This is a genomic window from Micromonospora sp. NPDC049836, from assembly GCF_044465125.1.
GTDB lineage: Bacteria > Actinomycetota > Actinomycetes > Mycobacteriales > Micromonosporaceae > Micromonospora.
In genome coordinates this window covers 174,104-186,585 of record NZ_JBITLH010000004.1, presented here as the reverse complement: position 1 = coordinate 186,585, position 12,482 = coordinate 174,104, and the positions used below count along the sequence as shown (strand labels likewise).

Genomic DNA, 12,482 nt, shown 5'->3' with positions numbered 1-12,482 from the left:
GGCCGTCGCGGGGCCGGATGAACCACCATGAAAGGTGCGGGCGGGCCACGGCGGCGCGGGCCGGAAGGGGTGGAGCGCGATGACGGGACGGCCGGTGACCAGTGCGACCGAGGTCCGTCCCGACCCCGGCCCCGGCACGCCCGGCCCCGGCCCCGGCACGCCCGGCGAAGGGGTCGGCCTCAGCTCGGCGGAGGCGGCGGCCCGGCTGACCGCCGACGGCCCGAACAGCACGGCCACCCCGCAGCGCCGGCACCTGGCCACCCGGATCCTGCGCCAGCTCACCGACCCGCTGGTCGCGCTGCTGCTGGCCGCCGCCGTGGTGACCACGGTGCTGCGGGACTACCCGGACACCGCGGTGATCCTGCTGGTGGTGCTGGTCAACACCGTGATCGGCGTGGTGCAGGAGGTGCGGGCGGACCGGGCGATCGCCGCGCTGGACCGGCTCGCCGCGCCGACCGCCCGGGTGGTCCGCGACGGCCGGGACCTCGTCCTGCCCGCCGCCGCTCTGGTCCGCGGCGACCTGGTCCGCGTCGAGGCCGGTGACGTGGTCCCCGCCGACCTGCTGCTCACCGAGGCCGCCCGGCTGCACCTCGACGAGTCGGCGCTGACCGGCGAGTCGGTGCCGGTCGCCCGGGACGCCGGCGACGAGGTCAGCGCCGGCACGGTGGTCACCACCGGCCGGGCCACCGGCACCGTGGCGCGCACCGGCGCGGCCAGCGCGCTGGGCCGGATCACCGCGCTGGTCTCCGCCACCCGGCCGGCCGCCACCCCGCTGCAACGCCGGCTGGCCGCCCTCGGCCGGGTCCTCGGCCTGGCCGCGGTGGTGCTCTCCGCCCTGGTGTTCGTCATCGGCGTGGTCGGCGGCCGGCCGGTGGTGGACATGGCGGTCACCGCGGTCAGTCTGGTGGTGGCGGCGGTGCCCGAGTCGCTGCCGGCCGTGGTCACCCTCGCGCTGGCCCTCGGCGCCCGGCGGATGGCCGGGGCGCGGGCCATTCCCCGACGGCTGCACGCCGTGGAGACGCTCGGCTCGGTCACGGTGATCGCCTCCGACAAGACCGGGACGCTCACCGAGGGCCGGATGGCGGTCCAGCACGCGATCACCCGGGACGGGACCCGGTACGGGGTCACCGGCCACGGATACCAGCCGGAGGGCGCGGTGCAGCGGCACGGCCAGCCGGTGACCGTGCCGGAGGAACTGCGCCGGCTGGCACGGGCCGGGCTGCTCTGCAACGACGCCACGCTGTCCCCGCCCACCGGCGAACGGCCGGACTGGGCCGCCGTCGGCGACCCGCTCGAAGCGGCGCTGGTGGCGTTCGCCGCCCGCTGCGGCCTGGACCCGGAGCAGACCCGCGCCGCCTGGCCGCGGGTCGCCGAGCACCCGTTCGACCAGGACCTGCGCCGGATGACCACCGTGCACCGGGCGGACGACGGCCGGTACCTGGTGGCCTGCAAGGGCGCGCCGGAGAACGTGCTGCGCGCGCCGCTGGTCGACGCCACCGACGCGGAGATCGCCGAGCTGATCGCCGCCGCGCGCCGGCTGGCCGGCGAGGGCCTCCGGGTGCTCGCGGTCGCCTCCGCCGTGCGGGACGCCCCGCCGGCCGACCCGGCCCGGCCGACCGGGCTGCACCCGGTCGGGCTGGTGGCGATCGCCGACCCGCTGCGCGCCGGCGCCACCGACGTGGCCGGCAGCTTCGACGCGGCCGGCGTACGCCTGGTGCTGATCACCGGCGACCACCCGGCCACCGCCACCGCGATCGGCGGCCAACTGGGCCTCTGGCACGAGGGCGAGCCGTTGGCCTGCGGCGACGACGGCGACCTGGCACGGGCCCACCCACGCACCCGGGTGTACGCGCGGACCCAGCCGGAGCAGAAGCTCGACATCATCGCGGGGTTGCAGTCCCAGGGGCACGTGGTGGCGATGACCGGCGACGGCGTCAACGACGCACCGGCGCTGCGCCGCGCCGACATCGGGGTGGCCATGGGCGGCGGCAGTGAGGTGGCCCGGCAGGCCGCCGACCTGGTGCTGGTCGACGACGACCTGGCCACCGTGGCGACCGCGATCGGTGAGGGCCGCCGGATCTACGCCAACATCCGGCGCTTCCTGCGCTACGCCCTCTCCGGCGGCGTCGCGGAGATCGCGGTGATGCTGCTCGGCCCGCTGTTCGGGCTGGCCGTGCCGCTGCTGCCGGCGCAGATCCTCTGGGTCAACCTGCTCACCCACGGGGTGCCGGGGGTGGCGCTGGGCGCGGAGCCGGCGGAGCCGGGCCTCCTGCGCCGGGCGCCCCGGTCCCCGCAGGAGTCGGTGCTCGGCGCCGGGCTCGGCCGCGACGTGCTGCTCACCGGTGGGCTGATCGCGGCGGTGGTGCTCGGCGCGGGAGCGCTCGCCGCCCGGTGGGACCGCCCCTGGCAGTCGGTGGTCTTCGTGGTGCTCGGCCTGGCCCAGCTCGGCGTCGCGCTGGCGGTACGGGCGCCCCGCACGCCCGGCTCGGCGGACCGCAACCTCGCCCTGCCGGCCGCGGTGGCGCTCTCGGCGCTGCTGCAACTGGCCGGCGTGCTGCTGCCGCCGCTGCGCGGCCTGCTCGGCACCGAGCCGCTGGGCGCGGCGGAGTTGCTGGCCTGTGCCGTGGTGAGCACGCTGCCCGGCCTGGTGCTGTGGCTGACCCGGGCCGGGCGCGGTCGGGTCACGACGGACGGGCCGGGCGCGACCGCGCCGGGCACCGATGACAGGGCGGCCGGGCCGGCCCCGGTCGGCGCGGACCGCAACGGAAGTGAGTCACGATGACCAGCGACAACGGCAACCCGGTGGTGGTGGGGGTCGACGGTTCGGCGATCGCGTTGGAGGCGGTCCGCGCCGCCGCCCGGGAGGCGGTGCTGCGGCGGCGACCGCTGCGGATCGTGCACGCGTTCATCTGGCCGCTGATGAACGTGCCGCTCGGCCCCGACCCGAGCGGCCCGGCCACCGGTGGCCTGCGCCACCAGGCCGAGCGGTACGTCGCCGAGGCGGTGGCCGAGGCCGCGGCGGTGGCTCCGGACCTGCCGGTCACCGGCGCGGTGGTCGACGGCGCGGCCGTCCGGGTGCTGCTCGACGAGGCCTGCCAGGGCGCGCTGCTGGTGCTCGGCAACCGAGGGCTCGGCGGCTTCGCCGGCCTGCTGATCGGCTCGGTGACCGTGCAGGTGTCCACCCGCGCCCAGTGCCCGGTGCTGGTCGTCCGCGGCGAGCCGCGCGCCGCCGGCCCGGTGGTGGTCGGGGTGGACGGCTCCGAGTCCGCCGCCGCGGCGCTCGGGTGGGCGGTCGAGGCGGCGGCCCGGCGCGGCGCCCCGCTGGTCGCGGTGCACGCCTGGCTCTACCCGACGCCGGTCACCCCGGGCGACGTGCTGCCGCTCGGCCACGACCTGGACGCGCTGGCGGCGGACGGGCAGCGGCTGCTGGCCGAATCCGTCGAAGGACCCGCCGCGCGCCACCCCGAGGTGCCGGTGCAGCAGCGGCTGGTCCGCGGCTCCCCCGCCGGGGCCCTGGTCGAGGCGTCCCGGACGGCCCAGCTCGTGGTCGTCGGCGCCCGCGGCCGGGGGCCCCTCGCCGGGCTGCTGCTCGGTTCGGTCAGCCACGCCGTGCTGCACCACGCGCACTGCCCGGTGGCGGTCGTGCCGCAGTCCGGACCCGACGCGCGGCCCTGAGCCGCGCCGTGGCGGCACCCCCGCCGGGGGCGTGTGAGCGGGCGCGGAACGGGTAGACCGCCGCGCCGTGCGCGCCCCACCGGGCTTCGCGGTACCGGTGCCACCACCACGCGGGGGATCGATGTCGGACGCGCCAGCGCAGCCGGACCCGGCGACGGAGATCGTCGAGCTGCGGGTGCACGGGGTCTCCGGCGCCGGCGCGGAGCAGGTGCTGGACCGGCCGCACGTGCGGCAGGTCGCCGGGGACCGCAGCGGCGGCTTCTACCGCCCCCGGCCCGGCTACCCGGACACCCGGGGCGCGGGCGGGGTGATCCTGGAGGCGTACCGGTGGCGGGACCTGCCGTCGGGCACGGCGGTACGCACCCTGTCGCTGGTGTTCCTGCTGCCGTTCATGCTCTGCAACATGGCGATCTGGATGCGCCCGGCCAGCGGGACCGCGTCCACCGCCGTGGTGAAGGGCCTGTGCCGGGTGCTCGCGCTGACCCTCACGGCGCTGTACGTGCTCACCGTGGCGGAGGTGGCGCTGGACCTGGTCGCCTGGCGGTGCATGGGCACGCCCCGGTGCGTGGCCGGCCGGAGCTGGGTGTCCTGGCTGGGCGGCCGGCCGGTGGGGGTGCGACTGGCGCTGATGTCGCTGGTGCCGGTCGCGGCGGTCGCGCTGGTCTGGCGGCTGGGCACCCGGCCGGGCTGGACGTTCGCGGAGTTCCGCGGCACGTTGACCACCTCCGGCGAGCACCAGCTCACCGCGGTCGGCCAGTGGGACGCCGCGCCGATCGTGGCCCGGCTGCGCGCGGTGCACGTGGCCGCCGCCCTGGCCACCCTGGACGCGGTGCTGCTGGCCGCCCGGATCGCCGGCCCGGCGGCGGTGCCCTGGGCGCTGCCGCTGGCCGGGCTCACCGGACTGCTCCTGGCCGCCTGCGTCGGGCTGGTCTGCGCGTACCCGCTGATGGACCGGACCGAGCCGAGCCGGCTCCTGGACCGGAGCGTACGCGGCCTGCGGGCGGCGGCGCTGGCGCTCACCGGGGTGGTGCTGGTCGCGGTGGCCGTCGAGCCGGCGCCCTGGCCGGCCGCGACCGGTCTGCCCGCGTACCCGACGATCCTGGGTCTGCTCTTCCTGAGCCAGACGGTCCTGCTCGTGGTGCTCGCCGGGGCGGTGTGGTGGGCCCGGGGGCGGGCGCCCGGCGGCAGCCGGTTGCGGGCGCTCGGCGCCCCGGTCATGGGCGCGGTCGCCACCGGGCTCGCGGTCGCGTTCTCCGGCGAGGCGGTCTACCGGGTGGCGGACCTGCTGGACCGGGGCGCGCAGGCCGCCGAGCGGCTGTCCAGCAGCCCCCCGCTGGCCTTCAAGTGGGCGATCTTCGGGTTCTTCCTGGCGGTGGCGGTGGCCGCGGTGGCCGCCGCGGTGGTGGCGGTGGCGTCCGGGCCGGCCCGCCGGCGCGCCGCGCGGGAGATCGTCGCCCGCGACTTCCCCGCCGCGCCGCCCGAGTCGGACCTGCGCCGGCAGCAGGTGCGCCGGATGATCGCCCGGGCCCGGTTCACCGAGTGGCTGACGCCGCTCGCCCTCATCTACGCGGCGCTGGCCGGGGTCGGCATGGCCACCAGCACCCTCGGCATGGTCCGGGAGTATCCCAGCGACCTGATCGAGCGCTGGACCCCGATCCCCGGCGACCTGGTCAACTTCAGCCTGCTCCTCGGCAGTTACGTCATCGCCGCCGTGGTCCTCGGCCTGATCATCGGCGGTCTCTTCGCGTACCGGACGCCGGAGTTCCGCCGCTTCGTCGGCGTGCTGTGGGACGTGGGCACCTTCTGGCCGCGCGCCGCGCACCCGTTCGCGCCGCCCTGCTACGCGGAGCGGGCCGTGCCGGAACTCAGCCGCCGGATCAGCTACCTGACCGGGCAGGGCCACGGGGTGCTGCTGACCGGGCACAGCCACGGCTCGATGCTGCTCGCCGCGGCCGTCCTGCAACTACCGCCGGCGGCCGCCGACCGGGTGGCCCTGCTGACCTACGGCGCTCCGATCCGCCGGCTGTACGCGCGCTGGTTCCCCGCGTACGTGCACGACGAGGTGCTCGGCGAGCTGGGGCGGCGGGTCGGCTGGCGCTGGCTCAACCTGTGGCGGGACACCGACGCGATCGGCGGCTGGGTCTTCTCGCCGCACCGGCCGGGCGAGCCGGCCACGGTGACCGGGCCGGCGGCGACGGTGGACCGGCGGCTGCGGGACCCGACCGGGGTGGTGGTGCCGCCCAGCGACACGGTGCCGCCGCCGATCGTCGGGCACTGGCCCAGCGAGTACGACCCCCGCTTCGCCGCCGCCGTCCGCGACCTGGCCGGCCGCCTGCGGGACCGCCCGGCCGCACCGCGCTGAACCGCCCGGCGGTCGGCGCGGCGCTGCGCCGGCCCGGCGGGCGGGTCAGATCTGGTGCCGGTCGTCGGCCGGCAGGCCGGGTGAGGCGGGCGGTTCGGCGGACTGGCCGGGCGGGTCGAGCTGCGCGACGTGGGTCGGGTCCAGCACCCGGGAGAGGAAGGATCGGGTGCGCTCGTGCCGGGGCGCGCCGAGCACCTCGCGCGGCGGCCCCTGCTCGACCACCACGCCGCCGTCCATGAACACCACCCGGTCGGCGACGTCGCGGGCGAACGCCATCTCGTGGGTCACCACCATCATGGTCATGCCCTCCTCGGCGAGCTGGCGCATGACGGTGAGGACGTCACCGACCAGTTCCGGGTCGAGCGCGGAGGTCGGCTCGTCGAAGAGCATCAGCTTCGGGTCCATGGACAGCGACCGGGCGATCGCCGCCCGCTGCTGCTGGCCGCCGGAGAGCTGCGCCGGGTACGCGCCCGCCTTGTCGGTGAGGCCGACCCGCGCCAGGTTGGCCCGGGCGACCCGTTCGGCCTCGGCCCGGCCGCGGCGCAGCACCCGGCGCTGGGCGATGGTGAGGTTGGCCAGCACGGTCAGGTGCGGGAAGAGGTTGAACGACTGGAAGACCATGCCGATGCCGCGCCGGACCGCGTCGATCTCGACGTCCGGGTCGGTCATCTCGGTCCCGTCGACCCAGATCTTGCCGGCGGTCGGCTCCTCGAGGAGGTTGACGCAGCGCAGCAGGGTCGACTTGCCGGAGCCGGAGGGCCCGATCACGCAGACCACCTCGCCGTGGCCGACCTCGAAGTCGATGCCCTTGAGCACCTCGAGTGGACCGAAGGACTTGTGCAGGTCGCGGATCTCGACGGCGGGCCGGGACGGGGAAGTCGTCATCAGGTCACCGAGCCTTGGCGTAGCGGAGTTCGAGGCGTCGTACCACCTGGGACAGGGGCAGAGTGATGATCAGGTAGGTGAGGCCGGCCACCAGCAGCGGGGTGGCGTTCACCCGGTCGTTCAGGGTGTCCCGGCCGAACTTGGTGACCTCGATGGTCTGCGCCGTGACGCCGAGCACGTAGGCCAGCGACGAGTCCTTGGTGAGCAGGATGAGCTCGTTGGTCAGCGGCGGGATCACGATCCGGAACGCCTGCGGGATGACGATGGTCCGCATCGCGGTGAAGTGCGACATGCCCAGGGTGCGGGCCGCCTCCATCTGTCCCTTCGGCACGGCCTGGATGCCGGCCCGGATGGTCTCGGCCATGTAGGCCGCGGCGGTCAGGCCGAGACCGATCGAGATGGACCCGAACACCCCGCCGGGGATCTCCCGCTCCGGGAAGGCGATCGGGATGCCGTAGCCGACCAGGAAGAGCACCAGCAGCGCGGGCAGGCCCCGGAACAGTTCGATGTACGCGGTGGCGACCCAGCGGTACGGCGCCACCCGGGACAGCCGCATGAGCGCCAGGATGGTGCCGAAGACCAGGCCGAAGGCGAACGCGCCCAGGGTGTAGAGGATGGTGTTGCGCAGCGCGACGGTGATCACCGTCGGGAACATCGACTCGATGATGTCGACGCGGAAGAAGGCCTCCCGCAGCCGGCCCCAGTCCGCGGCGAGGAGCACCACGGCGATGACCGCGACGAAGGCCAGGTACTGGAGCCAGAGGGACAGCCGTTCTCGCTGGCGACGGCGCAGCTTCACGGTTCGACGCTCCTTGACTGTGCGGGGTTGACGGCGCGGAGGGCGCGCCCGTCGGGGCGCGCCCTCCGGAAACCGATCAGGCGTTCGGCTTCTTGCCGATCCACTTGCCGTAGATCGTGTCGTACGTGCCGTCCTGCTTGGCCTTGGCCAGCGCGTCGTTGATCTTCTTGAGCAGCTCCGGGTTGCCGTCCTTCTTCACCGAGAAGCCGTACTGCTCGCCGGTGTCGAACTCGGCCGCGACCTCGAAGCCGCCCTGGTGCTCCTTGATGTACTCGGTCCAGACCGGCAGGTCGTTGATGGCCGCCTCGATCTGGCCGTTGGCGAGGGCCTGCTGCTCGGCGGCGAGGTCCTCGAACTCGACGAGCTGCAGGCCCTTCTCGTCGGCGTACTTCTTGGCGTAGTCGCGGCCGGTGGTCGCGGCCTGGACGCCGAGCTTCTTGCCCTTGAGGTCGTCCAGCGACTTGTACGGCTTGCCGGTCTTGACCAGCAGCGCTTGGGTGGCGTCGAAGTACGGGGCGGAGAAGTCCATGACCTTCTTCCGCTCCTCGGTGATGGTCATGCCGGCCGCGGCCGCGTCGCACTTGCCGGCGTTGAGGTCCTGGCCGGACTTGATGCCCTCGAACGGGGTGTCGATGATCGTCTGCTCGACGCCCAGGTCCTTGGCGACCAGGTCCATGAGGTCGACGTCGAAGCCGATCACCTTGCCGGCGGCGTCCTTGGACTGGAACGGCGCGTACGGCAGGTGGGTGCAGACGGTGAGCTTGCCCTTCTCGACGAGCTTGACCCCGTCGGCCTGGACCTCGCCCTGCTCCTTCTTGGCGCATCCCGCGCTCACCGCGAGGGCGGCGATCGCCACGACGAGGCCAGTCCTGCGGACTGCGCTACGGACCTTCACGGCAGTGTCCCTCCGTTTGACCCCGGCGAACGCGCAGCCAGGGCTGGTGCAAATGACGGCGTTGCCGGGGGACGCTACCCGATCGGCGGGGCCGCTCCAAGATCAGGAGTAAGGACCGCAGCCAAGCTGTGACCGATTCCCCGCGCGGAACCCGGCAGGCGGCGCCGAACGGGACGTGGGCCCGCCTTGCCAGCAAGCTATGAACGGTGGTTCACTTCTTGCGTGCCGTACCGCAGCACCGAGCGGGTCAAGGCCCGGCTGAGCGCCTCCCGCGAGCGGCTCATCACCGCCGCGCTCGAGATCATGGCCGGGCACGGCTACGCCGGCTGCTCGGTCGCCGCCGTCGCCGAGCGGGCCGGGGTCGCCACCGGCAGCGTCTACCGCCACTTCCCCACCAAGGCCGAGCTGTTCGCCGAGGTGTTCCGCACCGCGTCCGGGCGCGAGGTGGCCGCCGTGGCCCGCGCCGCCGCGCCACTGGGCAGCGCCGCCGCCCAGGTCGCCGCCGTGGCCGAGACGTTCTGCGGTCGCGCGCTGCGCGCACCCCGCCTGGCGTACGCCCTGCTGGCCGAGCCGGTCGACCCAGCGGTCGACGCCGAGCGGCTGGTCTTCCGCCGCGCGTACGCCGACCTGATCGCCGGCTACGTCGCGGCCGGAGTGGCCCGCGGCGAGCTGCCCCCGCAGGACCCGGAGCTGACCGCGACCGCCCTGGTCGGCGCCCTGGCCGAGGCCATGGTCGGCCCCCTCGCCGCCGGGGTCGCCGGCCCCGACACCATCCCCGACCTGGTCACCTTCATCCACCGCGCGCTGGGAGTAACGCCGTGACGACACACGAGGTCCGCAACCAGGTTCCCCCGCTGGTCGGCTACGACGCGGCCGACGACCCGGCGCTGCTCAGCGGGCTGGATCGCGAGGGCGCCGGCTGGGCCGCCGGCGAGCTGCACGAGCTGGGCCGGCTCGGCGGCGGCGAGGAGGCGATCGAGCAGGGGCGGCTGGCCAACGAGCACCCGCCGGTGCTGCGTACCCACGACCGCTACGGCCACCGCATCGACGAGGTCGAGTTCCACCCGGCCTGGCACGAGCTGATGCGTACCGCGGTCGGGCACGGCCTGCACGCGGCGCCCTGGGCCGACGACCGGCCCGGCGCGCACGTGGCCCGCGCGGCCAAGTTCTACGTCTGGCGTCCCGACGCCGGGCACGGCTGCCCGATCTCGATGACCTACGCGGCCGTGCCCGCGCTGCGGCACGCCCCGGACCTGGCCGCCCGGTACGAACCGCTGCTGACCGCCACGACGTACGACTTCGGGCTGCGCGCGCCGCTGGGCAAGCGGGGCCTGCTGGCCGGCATGTCGATGACGGAGAAGCAGGGCGGCTCGGACGTCCGCGCCAACAGCACCACCGCGCACCCCGAGCCGGACGGCAGCTACCGGCTGGTCGGGCACAAGTGGTTCACCTCGGCGCCGATGTGCGACGTCTTCCTGACCCTGGCCCAGGCGCCGGGCGGGCTCACCTGCTTCCTCGTCCCGCGGGTGCTGCCCGACGGCGCCCGCAACCCGATGCGGCTGATGCGGCTGAAGGACAAGCTCGGCAACCGGTCCAACGCCTCCGCCGAGGTCGAGTACGAGCACGCGGTCGCCTGGCGGGTCGGGGACGAGGGCCGGGGCGTGCGCACCATCATCGACATGGTCAACCTGACCCGGCTGGACTGCGTGATCGGCGCGGCGGCCGGGATGCGGCAGGGCGTGATCACCGCCGTCCACCACGCCACCCACCGGCAGGCCTTCGGCCGCTACCTGGCCGACCAGCCGCTGATGCGCAACGTCCTGGCCGACCTCGCGGTCGAGTCCGAGGCCGCCACCGTGCTGATGATGCGGCTCGCCGGCGCCACCGACCGGTCGGCGCGCGGGGACGCCGGGGAGACCGCGTTCAAGCGGCTCGCCCTCGCCGTCGGCAAGTACTGGGTCTGCAAGCGCTGGCCGGGGCACGCCGCCGAGGCCCTCGAATGCCTGGGCGGCAACGGCTACGTCGAGGAGTCGGGCCTGCCCCGGCTGTTCCGCGAGTCACCGCTCAACTCGATCTGGGAGGGCTCCGGCAACGTGGCGGCACTGGACGTGCTGCGCGCCCTGGCCCGGGAGCCCGAGGTGATGGCGGCGTTCGAGACCGAGGTGAGCGCCGCGGAGGGCGCCGACCGGCGACTCGACGCCGCGCTGCGCCAGTTGCGGGCCGAGCTGGCCGACCACGCCGACCTCGAACTGCGCGCCCGCCGGGTCGTCGAGCGGCTCGCCCTGGTCCTGCAGGGCGCCCTGCTGGTCCGGTACGGGCACCCGGCCGTCGCCGACGCCTTCTGCGCCTCGCGACTCGGCGGCGACCACGGCCAGGCCTTCGGCACCCTGCCGGCCGCCGTGGACTTCGCCGCGATCATCGCCCGGGCCACGCCCAAGCTCGGCTGAGCCCGCCCGCCGACGGCCGCCCTCCCCCGCGGAGGGCGGCCGTCGCTGCCTATAGCTGTCCTAGTACTAGATCTGATAAAGTACTAGTCATGTTTGAGGGAAGCGAGAGCGACGCCGCCCTGCTCGGTGACGCCTTCGCCGCCGACCTGCTCCGCGGCCACACCGACACGATCGTGTTGGGGATCCTGCGCCGCGGCGACAGCTACGGGTTCGAGATCTTCAAGACGGTCCGCGAGGCGACCGGCGGGGCGTACGAGATCAAGGAAGCGACGCTGTACGCGAGCTACCGGCGCCTGGCCAAGGACGGGCTCGTCGAGGCCTACTGGGGTGACGAGACCCAGGGCGGCCGGCGGAAGTACTACCGGATCACCGACGCCGGCCACGCCGTCTACCGGCGCAGCGTCGCGGCCTGGGTGGTCACCCGCGACCTCATCGACTCGCTGCTCGACCTCGGCGATCAACCCACGTCCCGGCAACGGACCACCGGAAAGGCATCGTCATGACCACCTCGGACGGCACCACCCGCAGCCCGGCGACCGACCTCCACCGCCTCCTCGACCAGGCCTTCGCGGACGTCGAGATGACCCCCGAGGTCCAGGACCTGAAGGAGGAGATCCGGGCGAACCTGGTGGCCCGGGTGGCCGACCTCGAACGGGCCGGCCTCTCCCCCGCCGCCGCCGTGCAGCGCGCGACGGCCGAGTTGGGCGACGTCCGGTCGCTGATCGACGAGATGGCGTCGGCGCCCGACTCGCCGGCCTCCGCGTGGGCCCGGCTCCGGGTCCGGCCCAAGCCCGGCTTCCTGGTCCGCACCGTCGTCCTCGCCGCCGTCGCGGTCGCCGCGCTCGCCGTGCTCGTGCTCGCCGCGCTCGACGTCGCGGTGCCCGACCCGGCGCGGCTCGCCGCGATCGCCGCCGTCGCGCTGCCCGCCGGCCTGATCGTGGCCGACGCGCTGCGGCAGGAGACCACCATGAGCTACCCGATGCCCGGCCGCCGCGCCGCCGGCTACGGGGCCGCCACGACGGTCGCCCTCGCCGGCGCCGGCGCCGCCTGGCGCTACCTGACCGGGGCGGAGCTGCCCTGGCTGATCGGCGGCGTGCTCGCCGTCGTGGCCGCGGCCGTCGCGTTCACCTACCTCGGCGCCACCCAGACCAACCGGCACAAGCCGTGGGTACGCCACCACCAGGCCGCCCACCAGGACGTGGGCGACCGCTTCACGACCGACCCGGCCGCCGCCGCCCGGTTCGGCATCTACACCCTCACCCTCTGGCTGGTCGCCATCGCGGCGTTCGTGGTGCTGGGCTTCACCGTCGGTTGGGCCTGGTCGTGGCTGGCCCTGGTCGGCGGCTTCGCGGCGATGATGCTCGTGCTGGCCCGGATGCTCTTCCCGCCCCGGGACTGATCGGCCCGCCGGAGCCGGGG

10 protein-coding genes are annotated in these 12,482 nt (G+C 75.1%); 7 read left to right on the top strand and 3 right to left on the bottom strand.

Annotated features, from left to right (window positions below):
• The first annotated feature begins 79 nt into the window (after positions 1–79).
• The 3 genes from ACIBPB_RS12520 to ACIBPB_RS12510 all read left to right on the top strand — a co-directional run bounded on the left by ACIBPB_RS12520 (position 80) and on the right by ACIBPB_RS12510 (position 6,037).
• A complete protein-coding gene (locus ACIBPB_RS12520; RefSeq protein ID WP_396839691.1) occupies positions 80–2,782 on the top strand; it encodes a cation-translocating P-type ATPase in 2,703 nt (900 codons plus the stop codon).
• Positions 2,779–3,675 (top strand): universal stress protein, encoded by an 897-nt coding sequence (locus ACIBPB_RS12515; RefSeq protein ID WP_396839690.1) that lies wholly within the window; start codon positions 2,779–2,781, stop codon positions 3,673–3,675. Before ACIBPB_RS12520 ends, ACIBPB_RS12515 begins: the two co-directional genes overlap by 4 nt.
• A gap of 121 nt (positions 3,676–3,796) precedes the next feature.
• Entirely contained in the window at positions 3,797–6,037 is a 2,241-nt protein-coding gene (locus tag ACIBPB_RS12510; protein ID WP_396839688.1) for a hypothetical protein, read from the top strand.
• A 45-nt stretch (positions 6,038–6,082) separates the two neighbouring features.
• Here ACIBPB_RS12510 and ACIBPB_RS12505 read toward each other — a convergent pair whose 3' ends face one another.
• The 3 genes from ACIBPB_RS12505 to ACIBPB_RS12495 form a co-directional block, all read right to left on the bottom strand.
• A complete protein-coding gene (locus ACIBPB_RS12505; RefSeq protein ID WP_357321246.1) occupies positions 6,083–6,922 on the bottom strand; it encodes an amino acid ABC transporter ATP-binding protein in 840 nt (279 codons plus the stop codon).
• Between the two features lie 4 nt (positions 6,923–6,926).
• On the bottom strand, positions 6,927–7,721 hold the full coding sequence (locus ACIBPB_RS12500; protein WP_357321248.1) for an amino acid ABC transporter permease: 795 nt from the start codon (positions 7,719–7,721) through the stop codon (positions 6,927–6,929).
• A 76-nt stretch (positions 7,722–7,797) separates the two neighbouring features.
• Positions 7,798–8,577, bottom strand: a complete 780-nt coding sequence (locus ACIBPB_RS12495) for a basic amino acid ABC transporter substrate-binding protein (protein WP_396839687.1) — start codon at positions 8,575–8,577, stop codon at positions 7,798–7,800.
• Between the two features lie 261 nt (positions 8,578–8,838).
• Between ACIBPB_RS12495 and ACIBPB_RS12490 the strand changes: the two genes are divergently transcribed.
• The 4 genes from ACIBPB_RS12490 (at position 8,839) to ACIBPB_RS12475 (ending at position 12,462) form a co-directional block, all read left to right on the top strand.
• On the top strand, positions 8,839–9,438 hold the full coding sequence (locus tag ACIBPB_RS12490; protein WP_396839686.1) for a TetR/AcrR family transcriptional regulator: 600 nt from the start codon (positions 8,839–8,841) through the stop codon (positions 9,436–9,438).
• A complete protein-coding gene (locus ACIBPB_RS12485; protein WP_396839685.1) occupies positions 9,435–11,063 on the top strand; it encodes an isovaleryl-CoA dehydrogenase in 1,629 nt (542 codons plus the stop codon). The genes ACIBPB_RS12490 and ACIBPB_RS12485 overlap by 4 nt, the downstream gene beginning before the upstream one ends.
• An 89-nt stretch (positions 11,064–11,152) precedes the next feature.
• Entirely contained in the window at positions 11,153–11,566 is a 414-nt protein-coding gene (locus ACIBPB_RS12480) for a PadR family transcriptional regulator (RefSeq protein ID WP_396839684.1), read from the top strand.
• Positions 11,563–12,462 (top strand): permease prefix domain 1-containing protein, encoded by a 900-nt coding sequence (locus tag ACIBPB_RS12475; protein ID WP_396839683.1) that lies wholly within the window; start codon positions 11,563–11,565, stop codon positions 12,460–12,462. The genes ACIBPB_RS12480 and ACIBPB_RS12475 overlap by 4 nt, the downstream gene beginning before the upstream one ends.
• Positions 12,463–12,482: the final 20 nt, after the last annotated feature.